15 protein-coding genes, 1 rRNA gene and 1 pseudogene are annotated in these 19023 nt (G+C 41.6%); all 17 read right to left on the bottom strand.

Features of this window, described 5'->3' with window-relative positions:
* Positions 1-61: ribosomal RNA gene (locus ACXM1Q_RS06935) — 16S ribosomal RNA — on the bottom strand; the annotation flags it as partial.
* Positions 62-444: 383 nt separating this feature from the next.
* Positions 445-2304, bottom strand: coding sequence for a proline--tRNA ligase (locus ACXM1Q_RS06930; RefSeq protein ID WP_458517437.1), 1860 nt, complete (start codon positions 2302-2304; stop codon positions 445-447).
* A 10-nt stretch (positions 2305-2314) separates the two neighbouring features.
* Positions 2315-3559 carry an RIP metalloprotease RseP gene (gene rseP, locus ACXM1Q_RS06925; RefSeq protein WP_458517436.1) on the bottom strand — a complete coding sequence of 415 codons (1245 nt, stop codon included), beginning with the start codon at positions 3557-3559 and terminating at the stop codon, positions 2315-2317.
* A complete protein-coding gene (gene dxr, locus ACXM1Q_RS06920) occupies positions 3556-4695 on the bottom strand; it encodes a 1-deoxy-D-xylulose-5-phosphate reductoisomerase (protein ID WP_458517435.1) in 1140 nt (379 codons plus the stop codon). Before dxr ends, rseP begins: the two co-directional genes overlap by 4 nt.
* A 1-nt stretch (position 4696) precedes the next feature.
* The gene (locus tag ACXM1Q_RS06915; RefSeq protein ID WP_458517434.1) at positions 4697-5500 is read right to left on the bottom strand and encodes a phosphatidate cytidylyltransferase; all 804 of its coding nucleotides are present in this window, start codon (positions 5498-5500) and stop codon (positions 4697-4699) included.
* Between the two features lies 1 nt (position 5501).
* Positions 5502-6248, bottom strand: a complete 747-nt coding sequence (locus ACXM1Q_RS06910) for an isoprenyl transferase (protein ID WP_458517433.1) — start codon at positions 6246-6248, stop codon at positions 5502-5504.
* Between the two features lie 221 nt (positions 6249-6469).
* Positions 6470-7786 (bottom strand): CHAP domain-containing protein, encoded by a 1317-nt coding sequence (locus ACXM1Q_RS06905; protein ID WP_458517432.1) that lies wholly within the window; start codon positions 7784-7786, stop codon positions 6470-6472.
* 143 nt (positions 7787-7929) lie between these two features.
* Positions 7930-8262 carry a preprotein translocase subunit YajC gene (yajC, locus tag ACXM1Q_RS06900; RefSeq protein WP_458517431.1) on the bottom strand — a complete coding sequence of 111 codons (333 nt, stop codon included), beginning with the start codon at positions 8260-8262 and terminating at the stop codon, positions 7930-7932.
* 120 nt (positions 8263-8382) lie between these two features.
* Positions 8383-10356, bottom strand: a complete 1974-nt coding sequence (gene tkt, locus ACXM1Q_RS06895; RefSeq protein WP_458517430.1) for a transketolase — start codon at positions 10354-10356, stop codon at positions 8383-8385.
* A gap of 97 nt (positions 10357-10453) precedes the next feature.
* On the bottom strand, positions 10454-11545 hold the full coding sequence (gene ulaG / locus ACXM1Q_RS06890; RefSeq protein WP_458517429.1) for an L-ascorbate 6-phosphate lactonase: 1092 nt from the start codon (positions 11543-11545) through the stop codon (positions 10454-10456).
* 137 nt (positions 11546-11682) lie between these two features.
* Positions 11683-12423, bottom strand: coding sequence for a sugar phosphate isomerase/epimerase family protein (locus ACXM1Q_RS06885; protein ID WP_458517428.1), 741 nt, complete (start codon positions 12421-12423; stop codon positions 11683-11685).
* Entirely contained in the window at positions 12420-13943 is a 1524-nt protein-coding gene (locus ACXM1Q_RS06880; protein ID WP_458517427.1) for an FGGY-family carbohydrate kinase, read from the bottom strand. Before ACXM1Q_RS06880 ends, ACXM1Q_RS06885 begins: the two co-directional genes overlap by 4 nt.
* 103 nt (positions 13944-14046) lie before the next feature.
* Positions 14047-15033, bottom strand: a complete 987-nt coding sequence (locus ACXM1Q_RS06875) for an amidohydrolase family protein (protein WP_458517426.1) — start codon at positions 15031-15033, stop codon at positions 14047-14049.
* A gap of 73 nt (positions 15034-15106) precedes the next feature.
* Entirely contained in the window at positions 15107-16558 is a 1452-nt protein-coding gene (locus tag ACXM1Q_RS06870; protein ID WP_458517425.1) for a PTS galactitol transporter subunit IIC, read from the bottom strand.
* Between the two features lie 10 nt (positions 16559-16568).
* On the bottom strand, positions 16569-17525 hold the full coding sequence (locus tag ACXM1Q_RS06865) for a 2-hydroxyacid dehydrogenase family protein (RefSeq protein ID WP_458517424.1): 957 nt from the start codon (positions 17523-17525) through the stop codon (positions 16569-16571).
* 18 nt (positions 17526-17543) lie between these two features.
* Positions 17544-18563 (bottom strand): hypothetical protein, encoded by a 1020-nt coding sequence (locus ACXM1Q_RS06860; protein ID WP_458517423.1) that lies wholly within the window; start codon positions 18561-18563, stop codon positions 17544-17546.
* Positions 18564-18779: 216 nt separating this feature from the next.
* Positions 18780-19023, bottom strand: a pseudogene (locus ACXM1Q_RS06855) (IS30 family transposase); the annotation flags it as partial.

Below are 19023 nucleotides of genomic sequence, written 5' to 3'. Positions count from 1 at the left end.
CTTGCATGTATTAGGCACGCCGCCAGCGTTCATCCTGAGCCAGGATCAAACTCTCATCAAAAGTTTGAGCTGCTGCTCATTTCTGTCACTGACAGATTTATTGCTTTTTCATTGACAGGTAGTATTTCTACTACCCGCACATTGGTATTCGTCTTGTTCAGTTTTCAAAGGTCATGCCTCTCACGAGACAACTTAATCATTCTATCAAAACTTCATTTGCTTGTCAACACTTTTTGTTAACTTTTTTGAAGTTTTTTTGAATTCGTTCGTTTCACCCGAACTTTTATCTTTCATCTGTCCCGTTTAAGGAACTCTCCCTTCAGGACTTTATTAGTATACAACACTCTTTATCACTTGGCAACACTTTTGCTTAATTTTTTTAAACTTTTTTATCCATATAAAACAACCCCAGCAAAAATAACTGCTGGGGTTGTTTTAACGATCTTACTGTTCTTCCTTCAAAAGAATATGAAGCGTCTCAAGAAGGTTGTCTTCATGAACTTCAATACTTGATCCGTTAGATTTAATTTTAACTTCAACGATGCCTTCGTCAGCTTTTTTACCGACCGTAATGCGAATTGGAAGTCCAATCAAGTCACTGTCACTAAATTTAACACCGGCCCGTTCGTTACGGTCATCCGTTAGGACTTCATAGCCCGCTCCCATCAGAGCTTGTTCAAGACGAGCAGTCAAGTCAAGACTAGCTTGATCTTTAACATTAACCGGAATCAAATGGACATCAAATGGCGCCAATTCTTTCGGGAAATTAATTCCCCAAGAGAAGCGGTAATCTCCTTTTGGTGTCTTATTGACGAATAGACGAGCATGCTGCTCCATAACTGCGGATAGAAGTCGACTCACTCCAATTCCGTAAGACCCCATCACAATCGGAATAGCACGTCCATTTTCATCAAGAACTTTAGCATCCATTGATTCTGAATAACGTGTTCCTAATTTGAAAATATGACCAATCTCAATTCCACGGGCAAATTGGAGTTCCCCCAAACCATCTGGAGAGATCTCTCCTTCTTTCACTTCTCGAATGTCCACATATTCTGCTTGGAAATCACGTCCCGGATTCACACCTGTTAAGTGGAAATCATCTTCGTTCGCACCAACAACTGCGTTGCGAACGTCCTGAATTTTACGATCCGCTACAATTCGAACTTCTTCTGGTAAAGCCACTGGACCTAATGAACCAAATCCAGCACCTAGAAGTGCTTGCACATCCGCATCGGTTGCAGGGTCCATAAAGTCTGCTTCCAAGAAGTTTTTCAATTTTACTTCATTAACCTGATCATTACCAACCAAGAGAGCTGCAACTGGTTTACCATCTGCCATATAGATCATCGTTTTGATCGTCTGCTCTTCTGGAACATTTAAGAGAGCCGCAACCTCGTCAATTGTTTTGGTGTCTGGTGTCGCAACTTTAATGATTTCTTCTTCAGCTACCACTAGATTTCTTGGTTTATATTCATTCGTTGCCATTTCAAGATTGGCTGCATAGCCAGACTCACTAGAATAAACAATCGTATCTTCACCAGAAATGACCCATTTTTCAAGCTCTGCACGAATCTCTGCCAACACATCCGCTGGAATTTCATCTAGGCTCGCAATGGATTTATCCAATACCAACCAACGCTCTAGATCCGTCCGTTCAGGGGTAATAGCCATAAATTCTTGACTATCTTTTCCTCCCATAGCTCCACCGTCTCCGATAATAGCTTTATACTCCAAGCCTGAACGATCAAAAATCCGCTCGTAAGCTTGACGATAATCCTCATAAGTTACATCCAAGCTATCATAATCTGCGTGGAAGCTATATCCATCCTTCATAATAAACTCGCGAGTCCGCAATAATCCATTACGTGGACGCTTTTCATCTCGATATTTCGATTGAATTTGGTAAAGATTCATAGGAAGTTGCTTGTAAGATTTAACAGAATCTCGTACAACAACCGTCATGGTTTCTTCATGTGTTGGACCTAGAATAAAATCTGAACCTTCTCGGTTTTTCAATTTATACAAATCTTCACCATACGTATCGTAACGACCAGACTCTCGCCAAAGGTCTGCACTGAGAAGTGCTGGCGTCAACATCTCCACAGCATCCATTTTTTCAAACTCTTCCCGCATAATTTGCTTGGCTTTTTCCAAGACACGATTCGCTAGAGGAAGATATGTATAAATCCCCGCAGAAACTTGACGTACATAACCCGCCCGTAACATGAGAGCATGACTAATAACTTGTGCATCACTTGGCATTTCCCGTAAAGTTGGGATCAGCATTTTACTTTGTTTCATTTATTCTCCTCTAAAAAAATGTTCGTACTATATCATTCCAGGTTACTGCAATCATCAAAAGTAGCATTAAACCGGCACCAATTAAGGTTAAATAGGTTTCTGTTTCTCGTTTAACAGGTTTTCGTCGAACAGCTTCAATGATGTTCAATAAAATTTTACCACCATCTAAAGCTGGAATCGGTACAAGATTGAAAATCCCAACATTAATCGATAAGAAACCTAGAAGTTGCAAAATACTTGTCCATCCATCTTTGGCTGCAAGGCTAGAAGCTTGGTAAATCGCAACTGGTCCTCCCAAGCCATTCAAATCAGGATTGAAAATCAAATTGCGAAGGGCGGTTATTATCTGACCGGCAGCAGCAGCAGCCATCGTGAAACCACCCGTAAGCTTGGCCATCAAACTTGTATCCAAGGCTGGCAAAACCCCAATTCGATAAGTTCCATCCATTTCTTGTAACTGAATCTCTTGAGTCACTTGATTGACCTGAACAGATACCTTACCATCCTTAGCTTTTTTCGTAGCTTCTTGAATTGCCGGCGAAATATCAGCATAGACCTCGATTGGACTATCACCTATTTTCTCTAAAGAAACCTCCTTTTGATAGCCCGCTTGTGCCAAGGCTCCTCCATCTGCTACGCGTACGTGATTAGTGTTTGGATTCGGTGCTCCCCCTTGGACAAAGAGCAACAAACTAAAGGCCAAAACTCCCAAAACAAAATTGTTAAAAGGTCCTGCAAAATTGGTGAGAAACCGCCCCAACAGACTCGCATTTTGATATTGGACATCCAAAGGAGCAATCCGTACCTCGGTCCCATCTTTCTCAACAATAGTTGCATCATGATCAACCGAATAGGTCACTTCCTCATCCATCAAAAGCCCCTTAATGACCAAGCCTTCTTCTAGATCATAATCCAGAACCTGGAGAGGAACTGCTTGATGATCCAACTCTTTTTTGGATAAGTTCAAGCGGGTAACAACTCCCTCTGCATTGAGACTAAGAGCGACCAGACTCCCTTTGGGAATCTCAACCCGATCTTCACCCCATCCTGCCATCCGAACATAACCTCCAAAAGGCAATATACGAATCGTATAGAGAGTTCCGTCTTTTCCCTGATGGCTGAAAATTTTCGGTCCCATTCCGATTGCAAATTCTCGAACTAGGATTCCCGATTTTTTGGCTAAAGCAAAATGACCATACTCATGAACAATAACAATTACTGCAAATATAAATAAAAAACTCAGAATTCCCATCATCTGGCAAGCCACCCCCTTACTTTCTCTCGTGTAGACCGGTCCGTATCAAGAATCTCTTCCAAACTCAAATCAGTCACTTCTGTATGCTCAGCAACTGCGCGCTCAATGAAGCGTTCAATCTCTAAATAAGAAATCTGACCGTCTAAAAAAGCAGCAACTGCCACTTCATTAGCAGCATTGTATACTGCTGGAAAAGAGCCTCCCTTACGACCGACCTCAAAGGCCAAGGCCAACATCGGAAAACGTTCCAAATCCATTTTTTCAAAATGAAGCTGTCCAATCTCTGTTAAATCAAAAGCTTTTGGATTTTGTAACCGTCTATGATGAGGATAGGTCATCGCAAATTGAATCGGTTCGCGCATATCGCTGGGCCCTAACTGAGCCAAAAAAGCTCCATCCTGCATTTCAATCATCGAATGAACAATACTTTCCCGATGTTGGATCACTTCAATCTGATCATAATCCCAGTCGAAAAGATGGTGCGCTTCAATCACTTCCAAGCCCTTGTTAACCATGGTACTGGAATCAATCGTAATTTTAGCCCCCATTGACCAATTAGGGTGTGCCAAGGCTTCTGCAACTGTAACCCCTTCGAGCTCAGTACGTGCTTTATCTCGGAAACTTCCCCCACTAGCAGTAATGACCAATTTTTTCACATCCTGCCGCTCCAGACCTTGCATGGCTTGAAAGATAGCGGAATGTTCACTATCTATAGGCAAAATCTGCACACCCTTTTCTTTGGCGGCTGCCATGACAAACTCTCCGGCCATCACCAAGGTTTCCTTATTGGCCAAGGCAATATCCTTCTGAGCTTGGATAGCCGCCATGGTAGCAGGAAGACCTACGCTTCCCATAACAGCATTAATCATGAGGTCATAAGTCCCATTCTCAGCATAGACCGCTAAATCCTGATAATATTCCAGCCCTGGATAGTCTGCAAGCAGTGCTTGACCCAGAGCTTGATCTGCTACAACCACCACAGTTGGTTTAAATTCTTCAATAATCGACTGTGCCGCTACTAAATTGCTTGCAAAACTAAAGGCTGCTAGGCGAAACTGATCAGGATAGGAACGAAGAATATCCAAAGTCTGCTGACCGATAGAACCAGTCGCTCCCATAAGATAGATATTCTTCATCTTAAAAGAACCCCGCTAGGTGCAAGAGAGGGAAGACAAAAAGCAAGCTATCAAAACGATCTAAAAGACCACCGTGTCCTGGAATAAAACGACCAGAATCCTTAACACCGTAGTGCCGCTTGATGGAGCTTTCGACAAGATCTCCAAATTGTCCCGCCACTGAAAAGAGGATAGACAAGAATAACATCAAGATAAAGCTCCTGCCTCCGAAAGTCCCAGGGCTGAATAGGTAAAAGAGAGTGGTTACCACCATAGCTCCAGCAACCCCCCCTAAACTCCCCTCGATTGTCTTATTCGGAGAAACTTGTGGAATCAGCTTGCGCTTCCCATAACGCTTCCCGGTAAAGTAAGCCAAACTATCCGTGGCCCAAACTAGGAATAAGGCATACAAGACCTTATCCATACCAGACATCTGAGCCCGAACCAACATATGGAATCCATAGCCAACATAAAAGCTGGAGGCAATTGGGACAACCGCATCGTCATAGGAATACTCTTCCACAAAAACTGTGCTTCCCAAAACTCCCATAGCCAAAAGGGCAAAGAGAGCGATATTTGAGTCACTTGGTAAAAAGGACAAATAATTTTCCAAAGGTAGGGTTAAAAGGAGTGCAGCCAAGGTTGCCAAAATCCCCTCAGGTGTATTAATAGCTAGTCCCTTCATAGTAAACAGCTCGTACACCCCTAACATAGCTAAGAGACCAACAATTAACTGAAACGGTAAACCGCCAACCCATAAAAGCACCAGCAAAATAACTGCTGCTACTGTACCAAAAAGAATGCGATTCTGTAATTCTTTTTCCATATTAAACGCCTCCAAAACGACGATTGCGATGGTTATACTCCTCAATCGCCTCTTCTAATGACTGAGCTGTAAAGTCTGGCCATAAGGTATCCGTAAAATACAATTCACTATAAGCCGACTGCCAAGGTAAGAAATTGCTGAGACGCAACTCCCCGCTTGTCCGAATAATTAATTCCGGATCCCGCCAATCTTCAGGTAAAGTCCCAGTATACAGATGGGATCCAATCAATTCATCCGTAATTTGGTCGATTCCATAGATTCCCGCTTGTACTTTCTCTGCAATAACTCGAACTGCTTCTTGAATCTCCGCTCGTCCTCCATAATTCAAGGCAAAATTGAGAATCATTCCTGTATTATTAGCCGTAAGTTGCTCTGCCTTTCGCAGGGAAGCTAGTGTTTCTGATGGTAGGCGACCTACATCTCCAATCATTTGAATCTTAACACCTTGCCGGTGCAACTCGGGAACATAGCGGTCATAAAACTCTACCGGAAGATTCATGATAAACTTGACTTCCTTTTCCGGACGAGACCAATTCTCTGTGGAGAACGCATAAACTGTTAAAACTCTAACACCCATTTGACTGGCAGCTTTAGCGACAGCTTGCAGAGCCTCCATACCAGCCTTGTGTCCAAATACTCGTGGCTGCATCCGTTTCTGTGCCCAGCGACCATTCCCATCCATAATGATTCCAATGTGTTTGGGAACAACAAGCGAAAGCTGCTCTTCCTTCTTTTTAAAACCAAACATATTCTTTTCCATTCTTTCTATACTCGACTCTTGTTTCCACGAAGAATCGATTTTATAAGAGATTGAATCAGTTCATTATACCACAAAAGCCCTAGGCATGGGAAATCTCGTCATTTCAGAACCCTGCAGACCTCCATTTTCATGCTTTTTCAGAAAATATATTTACTTTTCCTATTCCCTACATAAAAAAACGACAACCGAAGTTGCCGTTTAGCATTTTATTAATTTGGGTAGATGTAGGTAACTGTACCTTGTGCTGTTGTTGGATCGAAAGTCCCACGGTAGTTACCGATTTGTTGGATACCGTTGTAGTTTGACTCATAAACTTGGATAGCATTGTTTGATTCAACAGCTGTAACATAAGCTACGTGTCCATAACCACCATCGTTCCAAGATGCTACCGCACCAACTTGTGGTGTTGTACCTGTACGGAATCCTGCTGCTGCAGCTGATGCAGCCCAGTCACCACCGTTACCCCAGTAATCACCAACCCAAGGAGCCATTACTTTAACACCCCATGTACATTGACCAACTGGATAGCTTCCTGAAGTGTTATAGTTATAAGTTGGTGTAATAGAACCTGTTTGAGCTTGCGCTGCTTGTTCAGCTGCTGCTTGCTCAGCCGCTTGACGCTCTGCCTCAGCTTGTGCTGCTGCTTGCTCAGCCGCTTGGCGTTCTGCTTCTGCCTGTGCCGCTGCTTGCTCAGCCGCTTGACGTTCTGCTTCTGCTTGTGCCGCCGCTGCTTGCTCAGCCGCTTGGCGTTCTGCTTCAACTTGTGCTGCTGCTTCAGAGCCTTGAGTTGATTCTACTGCTGGAGTCTCTACAGCTTCAGAGACTTCAGAAGCTTCCACTACTGGTGCTGCTGCTTCTGAAACTGGTGCTGCTGGTGCACTTGAAACAAGGTTAACCACTTCAGCTGCTACAGCTTCAGTTGAAACAGGGGTAGCCTCTACAGGTGCTGACGCTTCTGAAACTGGTGCTGCTACAACTGGTGAAGCTACTTCCGCTACTGGTGCAGGTGCTGCAACTGGCTCTGCAACTTCTTCTACAACTGGTGCTACTGGTGCTGCAACAGCTTCAAATGAAAGAGGTGCAACTTCTGCTACTGGTGCTGACGCCTCAACCGCAACTGGCTGCGCATAAACAACACCTTCACGTGGCCAAGCCGTATCTTGACGAAGTTGTAATCCAGTACGGAACTCTGAATCTTCAAGAGCATCAATCAACAATTGTGAGAATGCTGCGTTTTTCTCTGAAGGATTCTTCTCAGTCTCTGCAACTGCCTCTTCAGCAAATTCTTCAAATGTATCCAAGACATTCCCTTGGCTACCAGTTACACCAAACAATGATGTAAGATCATCCATTGTTGGAACAGTAGTCGTAGAAACTGCTTCAGCAACAATGTCACGCACTTGACTTTGCAAAGATACTTCTTGTGTTTCAGCTGTAACTGCTTGAGCCTCCAATGCAGAAGCTCCTGCTACAGATCCAAGAACTGCAACTCCAGTGACTAATTTTTTCTTTGTTTTAAATGCCATATTTAATGTTCTCCTTTAAGTTGTTCGCTGATTAACAAAACGGGTAGCGAACCAATCCAGCTTAACTAGCTAAAGAAAGTATAGCAAAAATCAGACCGCCTGTCCGTTACGAAAAGATTACAAAAGATTAATAAACCGTGCCACTACTTGTCACTTGTTTCAATAGGCTCTTCTACAACCTCTTCTTGTTCAGCATCTACAGCTGTCTCCTCTACAACAGGTGTATTCACAACTGCCTTCAAGGCTGTCATTTCAAAAGTCAAGTAGACACCATCGACATCTAGCACCATCTTATTAGATTCGCGGTCAATCTCATCGATAACTCCATATAACCCACCGATGGTCACAATTTCAGTCCCTTTAGCCAGACTAGCCATCTGTTCTTGACGTTTCGCTTGTTGTTTCCGTTGTTGGCGTTGCATAAAGAAAAGTAATCCACCAAAGACCAACATCATCCATAAAAATTGTAAATTCATTGCATACTCCTTTTTTCTACTTACCCTACTATATCAAATCCCATTCCTAGTGACAAGAAAAGGGTGATGAAGAACCAAATTAAAACCTAAAAAACCGGCCCAAAGGGCCGGCACTTTATCTTAGAGAGCTGAAATTTTTGCTTTTGTATTTTCAAGGTTAAAGCCAAATTCGTCGAGAACTTTTCCAGCTGGGGCTGATGCTCCGAAGGTATCAATAGCTAGGACATCTCCATCTAATCCAACATATTTATACCAAGACAAGCTAGCTCCCATTTCAACCGCTAGACGTTTACGAACGGCATTCGGTAAAACTTCTTCTTTGTAAGCTGCATCTTGCTGGTCAAAGACATCGCTAGATGGCATGCTGACTACACGCACCTTCACTCCTTCTGCTTCCAACTCTTTAGCAGCTTTAACAGCCAACTCTACCTCAGAACCAGTCGCAATGACAATCCGATCGAAGTCTGCTGCGGTCTCGTAAACCACATAGGCACCACGCGCTACCTTGTCAAAATCTGTTCCTTCTTGAACTTCCAAGTTTTGACGAGTCAAGACAAGGGCAGTTGGAGTGGATTCACTTGTCAAAGCCTGATACCAAGCAGCCTGTGTTTCACGCGCATCTGCTGGTCGGAAGACATTGAGGTTTGGCATTGCTCGTAAACCAGCCAAATGCTCGATTGGTTCATGAGTTGGACCATCTTCTCCGACAGCGATAGAATCATGCGTGAAAACATACGTTACAGGAAGACCTTGCAGAGCTGCCAAGCGCATTGCCGCTTTCAAATAGTCTGAGAAGACAAAGAAGGTTCCACCATACACACGAAGTCCTCCGTGCAAGCTCATACCATTCAAGATAGTTCCCATAGCAAACTCACGCACACCAAACTGGATATTACGGTTCAAACGATGAGCATCGTCTTGCAAACCATCTTCTTTGATATAGGTCATGTTGGAATGAGCCAAGTCCGCAGAACCTCCAAGGAAGGTTGGTAGAACTGCTGCTGCTGCGTTAAGCGCATCTTGGCTAGAATTCCGAGTTGCTTGAGAGAAACCTGCTTCATGAACAGGAAAATCTTCAGGCTTAATTGTTACTGGATCACGTCCTTCAATGATAGCAGCTACTTCATCTGCTAATTCAGGATGAGCTTCTTTATAGGCAGCTACTAAAGCCTCCCATTCAGCGTAAGCTGCTTGACCACGATCTACAACATTTTCTTTGAAATCTGCATAAACTTCTGCTGGCACTTCAAAAGCATCATAGTTCCATCCAAGTGCTGCACGCGTTGCTGCTGTTTCTTCAGCTCCTAAAGGTGCACCATGGACGGCATTAGTTCCTTGTTTATTTGGAGAACCATGGCCAATCACGGTCTTAACCTCAATCAAGGATGGCTTACCAGATTCTTTTGCACGAGCCACAGCTGCTTGAATAGCTGCCACATCTGTTCCATCTTCAACCAAATCTGTATGCCAACCATAAGCTTGGTAACGCGCCTTGACATCTTCTGTAAAGGAGTCTTTTGTTTCTCCATCAAGGTTGATGTCATTGGAATCATATAGCACAATCAATTTTTCAAGTTTTTGCAAACCAGCATAAGAAGCTGCCTCAGCTGAAACACCTTCCATCAAATCACCATCTCCTGCGATAACATAGGTATAGTGATCAAAAATTGGGAAACCATCACGGTTGTATTTCGCTGCTAAGAAACGCTCCGCTTGAGCAAATCCAGTTGCCATTGAGATCCCTTGACCAAGTGGTCCTGTTGTTGCGTCAACACCAGCGGTATGACCATATTCTGGGTGACCTGGTGTTTTCGAACCCCATTGACGGAAGTTTTTAATTTCCTCAAGGCTTACATCTTCAAATCCAGATAAATGAAGTAGCGCATATAGAAGCATCGAACCATGTCCTGCTGACAAGATGAAGCGGTCACGGTTAATCCAGTTTGGTTGTGCTGGATTTAGACGCAATTCTTTTGTAAACAATTCATAGGCCATTGGAGCAGCTCCCATTACTACCCCTGGGTGACCTGATTTAGACTTTTCGATAGCATCAATACCTAAAAAACGAATGGCATTAACGGATAATGTTGTCATGGTGTCCTCCTCTAATCGAGATCGCAAAGCATTTTTTCCAAAACTATTATATGAAAATTATCCGCATCTCGCAATCGATACGGATAATTCCCAACTATTATAGAAGCGCCTTAAATTGAATATTAGAGTCTTCTAAGAAGTAGTCATCAAATCCACGTGGGTGGTGGTATTCAATCTTATCTTTATCCATTGGATAAGTGTACTTACCGCCGACTTCCCAAATGAATGGATGGAATTTGTAATCAAGACGCTCTTTACGCATCTTCCAAAGCTGGAGAATTTCATCAGTTGATGCCATAAAGTTAGACCAGATATCGTAGTGAACTGGAATAATTACCTCAGCCCCTAGATTTTCTGCCATCCGAAGAAGGTCAATCGAAGTCATCTTGTCCTGAATTCCAATTGGATTGTCACCATAGTTATTGATAGCTACATCAATCTTGAAGTCACGTCCATGTTTAGCAAAATAGTTAGAGAAGTGAGAATCCGCACCATGGTAGATTGTACCACCTGGAGTTTCAAAGACATAGTTTACCGCTTTACGGGCCATCAATTCATCTGTAACTGGGAGACCAGCAAGACTACCACCATTTTCTTCATAACCATCAATTGGAAGAGTTACCAAACAAGTACGGTCAAAAGATTCAACGGCATGAACTTTAATGTCTTTAAATTCGAAGCTATCACCTGGTGCAATACGGATAATACGCTCTGCTGGTACTCCCCATTTTTCCCAAATGTCACCAGACTCAACTGGACCAACAAATTTCACATGGTCCAATTTTGGATTGTTAATAATTGCAGCTGCTGTATTAATATCCATGTGGTCACTATGCACATGCGATACCATGTAATAATCCAACTCATTAATCGCAAAAGGATCAATAACCATCGGCTGCACACGCAAGTTTGGTTGTAATTTGCGAACCCCTGCCATATTGGCCATTTGATGTCCCCAAACCATGTCTTTCACTTTCTTCGTAGATTTACCACGGGAAGACCATAAATCCATGACTACGTTGGCACCACCAGGTGTCTTAATCCAAACACCACAGTTACCCAACCACCACATAGCAAAGTTACCTTCGGCAACCACTTCTTCTTCAATTTCTTCATTCAACCAAGTACCCCATTCTGGGAAAGTTGACAAAATCCAAGATTCACGTGTAATGTCTTTTACATTAGCCATTCATATATCCTCCGATTTCTTTTATAGATATAGTATAAACTTAAAAACGGTTTCAAAAAAGCCCAAAAGGAACACAGGAATGTGTTCACTCTTGGACTGAGAAAAAGTCATACACCAATACCAACTCCTAAAAAATATTAGCCAATATTTTCTAAACGAGCCAAATCTACTTCTAATTGTTCAACAGAAGCAGGATACTCCAATGCTAGATACTCTAAACTTGGAAAATAAGACAATAGTTGTACTAAATCCAATTCACCTTCAAAAAAAGAAGCTACTCTTAGAATCCCATCCTGATTACGGAAATTCTTGCAATGAAGATAACTTGTTAAATCTCCTAATATCTCCGCTGCTTCTATGGTTGATTCCCCAACAAAGGCCCAATTCCCCGTATCAAATACAAAAGATATCGGTAAGCCTAAACGCCGAATCAATCCCATCACTTTTTGACAATTAGAAATAGTCGCAGCCTCTGGATCCTGATTATTTTCAATTCGAAGATTCATATCAGAAGGAAAAGTCTTCGCCCACATCATCAACTGTTCCTCAGATACAGCAGAACCATCTCCAATATTCAGTTTTAAAAATGGAGCACCTAAAATTTCTGCCACCTGACAATGACGGACGATGTCTGGATTCACAAAATCTCCTTGCAAAAAATCCACATTTGCACTGTAATAAAGAGCAATTCCTAGCTTATCTGCCTCTCTTCTTATCTCATGTAATTCATTCAGTTCCCCTGTTAAAAAATCACTACGAATCTCGAGACGCTGTACCCCCAATTTCTGAACCCAAGGGAGAAGGTCAACTTGACGATATCCTTGATCAAGTTGTGACTGAAAAGCAATGGTATTTAGAATAATTTCTTGTCTCTTCATGATTCCTTCCTTCTTAAAGCTGTCAACTGTTTCCAAACAGGTTGCATCGCTATTAATAACTCCTTATACACCGTATATTTTTCCCTATAACGCTTACTATTCCTATCATTTGGTAAAAACTGTTTTTCAAGTACAACCATACGCTCAACCGTTTCAGCTAGAGACAGATTTGTCACAGCCTGGTGACAAGCAATCGCTCCTCCTAGACCTCCCAATTCCCTAGCTTTGGGAACTTCTACCGGTAATTCCAAAATATCTGCAAACATCTGCATCCAAGCTTCTGAATTAGTTCCTCCTCCCGAAAGACGTAGAACCTGAGGAGAATGTCCTAAAGAATCCGTTAACTGCTCGATGTGCTGTTTATGAGCAAACACAATTCCCTCATAGACTGCTCGGATCATCTCCGATTTACTAGACTGGGTTGTTAAACCAAAAAAACAGGCTTGAGCTGGCTGTCCAACATTACTTCCATATAGGAAAGGACAAAAAAGAATATTCGCAAAATCTGCATTCGTTTCTTTCAAAAATACTTCTAAAGTATCATAGATAGAGACATCTCCTCCCTTTAGATGCTCCATCTCCTCCATCAATAACATTTTCAACATAATATCCAAGTTTCCAGCAGAGGTAGGGCTGCTAGCCTCCACCAAATAATCCCCTGTTGGAAAGTGTGAATTCATTAACCCACTGTCTAAATCAGCCGCTTTCTTACTAGGATAGCTATTAATATTCCAGGTGCCTGCTATAACACTAAAAGTCGTCTCATCTAAAACACCTGATCCCAGTGCACAAGCATCAATATCAAAAAGACCACCAATAACAGGAGTTCCTTCTGCCAACCCTGTCTGAAGAGCTGCTTCTTGACTAACACCACCAACAATTTCCTTATAATCGACTAACGGGGGCAAAATTGAAAATAACTCATCAATCCCAAAAAACTCTAAGATAGTAGAATCATAATTCCCTGTTTCAAAATGAATCCAGTGGTTTCCAGACGCATCTCCTATCTCTTGCTGAACTAACCCCGTCAACTTAAAGCGTACATAATCTTTAGCAGATAAAACCGCACCAATTCGCTCATATATCTCTGGCTGGTGATCCTTCAGCCATCGTAACAATACCGGTGCCTGTGAAGCTACAACATGCTGATGAGTCCGATTCCAAAGCAGACTCACCCGATTTTCAAACTCCTGTGCAAGAGCACTAGCACGACTATCTGCTGATAAAATACCTGGTATAAATTCGTGATGCTCTTTATCCAATACATAGAGCCCTTTACCATGTCCAATACATGCCACTGCTTTAATAGCTGCCGCGTCCAAACCTGATAAGCGAATACTTTCTCGAATTGTATGAGCAATAGCGGTCCAAGTTTCTCCTAAATCAACCTCATAAAAACCTGACTCTACCTCTTTCCGTTTGGTAGCAAAGGAAGAGACTGAAATCTCTTCTCCACAATCATCAAAGATGATAGCTTTGGTAGTCGTCCCCCCATAATCTAAACATAAATAATAATTCATCTTATATCCCTTCTAAAAACAGGAAAAGGTTGGAACACTTGCCCAACCTCCTGACCTTTTTCTTTACATTGTGAAAGAAAAACATTCCCAATAGGATTTAGAACTACAGATCTAAATCCCTAGTTGCAGGATCTACTGCCTGATGATTCGCTTCTACAGCAGTTGGTTTAAAATAAACCCGTTCTGCATTGTTATACAATACATCTGCCAACTCCTCTTGTGTAAATAAATCACTAGCTTCTAACCACGTTGCTAACTCTTCATAAGTGTTAAAGGTTGCAGACCATGGTGCATCGGTTCCCCAAATTAACCGCTTTGCTCCCAGAACTTCTTTAGCAATTTGAACATTCGCTCTCGATTTAGGGAATGGAAACTCATCTGGGCGATCAATATCTTGAATCGCTGAAAGATCCGTATAAATATTCTCGTAATCTTTCCACATTAGAAGCTCTGCTCTCAAACGATTAGGCGTAGCAGCATGAGGGAATGAAAGATGGCAAACCACAAAATCTAAACTTGGATAAAGCCGAGCTAGATTAGCAATCGCATCCGGTTGATGACTAATCTGATCAAAATTACCATAATCAACTGTTACTACAAAACCAGGATAGTCTAAAAGATAGCTTAAAATAAGACTCACATGGGGATCCGTATCCAATCGGAAAGGTGTTTTTTGACCACGATAACCATGAATCCCCCCTCCTTGACTAATTTCAAATTTAATAGCTCGAAAACCCAAATCCTCTACATGACGCTGAACAATTGCCATTGCATTTTCTGCATAAGGATCGACCGCAAAAGCACCTGTAAAACGTTCTGGATAACGCTTCATAGCAAGATAAGTGTAATAATTTTGATAACCATTCAAATGACCTTGCAAAATAACTGCTTTTTCTACATCATTCTCATCCATGTATTTTAAGAGAGATTCTGCTAAAAAGTTTTTATCTCCATATCCATCTTCAATCAGTTTAATAACCTCGCCGTCATCCCACACAGCATAGCCATCTCCAAGAGCATTCAAGCGACCTTTTCCATTAAAACCTGCAAGAGCATCAACAATATGAGCATGTCCATCAATTTTTTTCATGTAAATTCCCTTTCTTTTTAAAACGCTTACATTTTTAGCGTTCATCTCTTAGAAAACCAATGACTAGCCGACGCTATTCTTCTGCAAGGAAGATTTTCTCCGTACTACCTTCGAATCCGCTATTCTTATCTGCCATAACACGAAGATAGTTGTAAATACTTTCACGCTTAGTACGTAAAATAAAGAGGAACACAAGGTAAATAAGTACTGTAAGTCCAATCAAAAGTGGATTCCCTGAAATCCAAGCAAAGAAAACAAGTGCAGTCAACGGGTGGGCAAGGAGATTGAAACTCATAATCAAAACAACTCCTTGTGGAAGTACAGATCCATATTGCTGAACAGCTTCTGTATAAATAGGACCAAGAGCACTTGCTGCATACAATCCGAGAGAGAACCAAACAATTCCATTTAGAATCGCTTTTAAAATATTCCCTTTAGAGACCGCAATCATCGCCTCAATCATAAAAGGAATCGCAATCAAATCAACAACTGGAAGAGCCCTGTTCCCAGGAAGCAATAGGGATACTAGAACCATGATTGGAACTAAAATCAAACCTGCAATGATCGTAGCAGGCTCTCCGAATCCTACTCCATCGTCCACCGCAATAAACCAACGTTTTTTATCTGCAAGAGCATCTTCTGCCTCACTCTCCTGTTTCTTATTTTTCTCAACAGCTTCTGCAAGAGGTCCAAAAGCACTAGCAAACACCCCAGTAATCAAAGGAAAGACCGTCATAACCGCAGCAAGAGACATAGCGAAGCCCAAAATACCACCCCAAGCATCTAAACTGGTTAACTCCTTTAAACTTCCCAAAATTCCAATAACCAAACCGAGGATAAACCCTAAAGTCATAGGTTCTCCGAAGATACCCAACTTGGTTTTTAAAGATTCTGGATTTAATTTAACCTTGTTCACCCCTAATAGATTCCAAAGTGGATCAAGGATTAAAGCTGGGACTAACGTTTCAATATTGTGAATAGAATTAATCGTCGCGTTTTTAACACCATAATAATCCGACCAACGATCCGCAATTACCTCTGACATAATCAAAGAATAGAGAAGAACAAATACCATGAACGCAAAGGAAAGAGCAAAATTTCCAGTTGCTGCATAGGCCATCGTTCCCCAAACCATATAGCCAAAGTTATTCCAAAGATTGGATGGGACAAAAACCCTCGTAATACCAACTAAAAACAGTAGCAACTCAATTAACAAACCAAACACAAAGAAGGATAATCCAATAGATGAGGAAAAAGCTGTCAAAGACCCTGTCTGCCAACCAATATCCACAATAGGAAGATTCAAACCTGCCGTCTCGACCATCTGCTGAATATACTTTGTAACTAACGGAGTAAAAGAAGAAATAATCCAACCAAATCCTGTTAATCCTACACCAGCCCTGAGAGCACTAAATAGTGCTCTCTTAGGACTAACTTTTAAAAATAGACTAACAACAAAAATCATCACTGGAACAACAATGGATGCTCCAAAAACATTAAAGAAATTCTGCAAGGCTGCTAACATAAGCCACCCCCTACTTATTCACAACATTTACTGGCTGACCAGCGAAGTAGGATAGGATATTATCAGCGGCTTCTTCAGCCAAAGTTCGACGCCCCTCAATTGTACCAGTTCCAGCATGTGGAGCCATAATAACATTATCTAGGGCACGCAGCTCCTCAGCAACATTTGGTTCAAATTCAAAAACATCCAATCCCGCACCAGCAATTTGACCTGTTTTCAGAGCTTCAATTAAATCTTCTTCAGAAACAATCGGACCACGTGCTGCATTCACAAGATAGCTCCGATTCTTCATTTTTTGGAAAACTTCCTTATTAAATTTATGCTTAGTTGATGGAAGAAGCGGAGCATGAATTGTAACAACATCTGCTGTCTCAACTAATTCATCAAAGGTCACATATTCCACACCAAGCTCAACTTCTTTCTCTTCTGGTAACCGGTAAACATCATGATACAAAACTTTCATGCCAAAAGCTTTGGCAAAACCAGCAACAGTGGAACCAATCCGTCCCATACCATAGATTCCCAAAGTCGCTCCTTCCAAAGTCAGACCTTGGTAGCGTCGCTCACTCGGATCAATCCATTCACCACTCCTAACGACTTTATCATAAAAAGAAAGACGCTTCGTAGCAGCTAACAAAAGACTAAAGGTCATTTCAGCTGTAGGAACACGAACGGCTTGTGGTGAATTCGAAACAGTAATACCTTTACTCTTGGCATATTCAGTATCCACATGATCAAATCCAACCGCATTTAAAGAGATAATCTCAAGATTTTTGCCAGCATCCAGCATCTCTCGATCTCCTTTTTGCCCCATTAAAAGCCAAGCATCATATTCTCCCAAATGCTCTAAAACATAATCACGTGTAAATGGCTCTCCCTCAGAATAGGTCACATCACACTCTGCCATTAATTTGGTCAAACCTTCCTTTGGAACAATTCCTGTTACTAATACTTTTTTCTTCGACATTTCTTTCTCCCCCTTATTTTATAAACATTGATACAATCCAACTTCATGGCTGCCATTATTGGCTGAAAATAGATACGCTTTCCCCCCTTTTTCAAAGGCCAGGCAATTACTAGATGCAACTCCAGCTTCAACTAAGATTTCTCGATAATCTCCGTTTTCAAAAGTAAATGCAAGAAGATCTTTACGACCGTCTCGATAGCCAAAAATCAGTAGATCTTGGTTCAACAGTCGTCCAGCCCAAATAGCATGTCCAAATGGGGTAGGTTCTCCGTATGAAAATAATTCTGCCTCAAAATTCTCACTCAAAATCCGGAAACGATCTCCGTGAAAACCTTGAATGAGCACATTTTCTAATTGCCCATCCCTATCTAGATCTAACTGAACTATATCACTAGTTTCTTCCTCAAACAACTGAGTCAGTAGCCAATCCCCTGTCGAACTAGAATCAGGAAAATCTAAACGAAAAATCCCTTCAACACCTGTAATCAGAGAATAGGCTCCCTCTAACGATCGATAATATCCATGATTCTTCTTCAGTCGCAATGGCAAAGTCCGAATATCCATCAAAGAATTCGAAGCAATATCAAAAGTTCCCACAAATATTTTTCCATCATCAGACCAATCCTCAACAAACTCCTTCGAGTTAGCTATGGTACAACCGACGAATAGAATTCTACCTGTCCGATCTTGAATTAAATCAAAGCGATGTAAGTACGGAAACTCTACCAATTCCTCCACTTGCCACTGTCCGTCTCCTATGAAATGACCGTGGACAATTCGACATTCCTTAGCATTAAAACCTGGATAAAAGCGTTGCGTTGCTAAAAAATCCATAGTCCCTGGAATTTGAATAATAGACATTGTTCCACCTACATCTGACCAGACCAACGATTTTTCAAAATTTTCATTGACATCATATGCAAAACAAGCCTGTTCAACTTCTGAAGCAACTAAGAGATAGTCATGATTTTGATCATATAGCCGAGCAACTGCATAGCAGGATTCCAGTTTATCCTCTAAGATTTTTATAAAATCCATTCATACCCCCTTCTAGTGAAACGGTTAACTAATATCGTAAAATTTTTAAAGATAAATAAATCTATCCAGATTAACAATCCGTGGTTAACCGTTTCACTTATCTTGTATCTTTATCATACACTATTTTAAACTAAAAAACAAGCGCTTACATAAGAAATCGTTTCATTTTTCATTTTGAATAGGTTTTGGATAGGAATCCTAAATTTCAAGTTCAAGTTAGCCACCCAGAAGAAATTCCTTCGGCGACTTGTAGCCCAAGCATTTTTTAGGATAGTTGTTTATCCAATTTTCAATAAAGGCGACCTCTTTTGAGGTCGTTTCTTTGGTTCTTTTGGTAACCATCTGCGTATGAGCCTATTCTGGTTTTCATTGGTACCTCTTTCCCAAGATGAATACGGATGTGCGTAATAGATATGCTCTGCTGGAAATACTTCCGATAGTCGATTAAATTCTTTTCCAT

It is taken from the genome of Streptococcus sp. 10F2 (assembly GCF_054331515.2).
Note: the sequence above shows the minus strand (reverse complement) of the source record. Positions and strands in the feature narration are given on the sequence as shown.

What these genes read in the sequence shown, in the direction of transcription:
- ACXM1Q_RS06930 (WP_458517437.1), bottom strand. Translation starts at nt 2,304, where the DNA reads ATGAAACAAAGTAAAATGCTGATCCCAACTTTACGGGAAATGCCAAGT.
- ACXM1Q_RS06865 (WP_458517424.1), bottom strand. Translation starts at nt 17,525, where the DNA reads ATGTCGAAGAAAAAAGTATTAGTAACAGGAATTGTTCCAAAGGAAGGT.
- yajC (WP_458517431.1), bottom strand. Translation starts at nt 8,262, where the DNA reads ATGAATTTACAATTTTTATGGATGATGTTGGTCTTTGGTGGATTACTT.
- dxr (WP_458517435.1), bottom strand. Translation starts at nt 4,695, where the DNA reads ATGAAGAATATCTATCTTATGGGAGCGACTGGTTCTATCGGTCAGCAG.
- ACXM1Q_RS06905 (WP_458517432.1), bottom strand. Translation starts at nt 7,786, where the DNA reads ATGGCATTTAAAACAAAGAAAAAATTAGTCACTGGAGTTGCAGTTCTT.
- ACXM1Q_RS06910 (WP_458517433.1), bottom strand. Translation starts at nt 6,248, where the DNA reads ATGTTTGGTTTTAAAAAGAAGGAAGAGCAGCTTTCGCTTGTTGTTCCC.
- ACXM1Q_RS06870 (WP_458517425.1), bottom strand. Translation starts at nt 16,558, where the DNA reads ATGTTAGCAGCCTTGCAGAATTTCTTTAATGTTTTTGGAGCATCCATT.
- tkt (WP_458517430.1), bottom strand. Translation starts at nt 10,356, where the DNA reads ATGACAACATTATCCGTTAATGCCATTCGTTTTTTAGGTATTGATGCT.
- ACXM1Q_RS06860 (WP_458517423.1), bottom strand. Translation starts at nt 18,563, where the DNA reads ATGGATTTTATAAAAATCTTAGAGGATAAACTGGAATCCTGCTATGCA.
- ACXM1Q_RS06915 (WP_458517434.1), bottom strand. Translation starts at nt 5,500, where the DNA reads ATGGAAAAAGAATTACAGAATCGCATTCTTTTTGGTACAGTAGCAGCA.
- rseP (WP_458517436.1), bottom strand. Translation starts at nt 3,559, where the DNA reads ATGATGGGAATTCTGAGTTTTTTATTTATATTTGCAGTAATTGTTATT.
- ACXM1Q_RS06885 (WP_458517428.1), bottom strand. Translation starts at nt 12,423, where the DNA reads ATGAAGAGACAAGAAATTATTCTAAATACCATTGCTTTTCAGTCACAA.
- ACXM1Q_RS06880 (WP_458517427.1), bottom strand. Translation starts at nt 13,943, where the DNA reads ATGAATTATTATTTATGTTTAGATTATGGGGGGACGACTACCAAAGCT.
- ACXM1Q_RS06875 (WP_458517426.1), bottom strand. Translation starts at nt 15,033, where the DNA reads ATGAAAAAAATTGATGGACATGCTCATATTGTTGATGCTCTTGCAGGT.
- ulaG (WP_458517429.1), bottom strand. Translation starts at nt 11,545, where the DNA reads ATGGCTAATGTAAAAGACATTACACGTGAATCTTGGATTTTGTCAACT.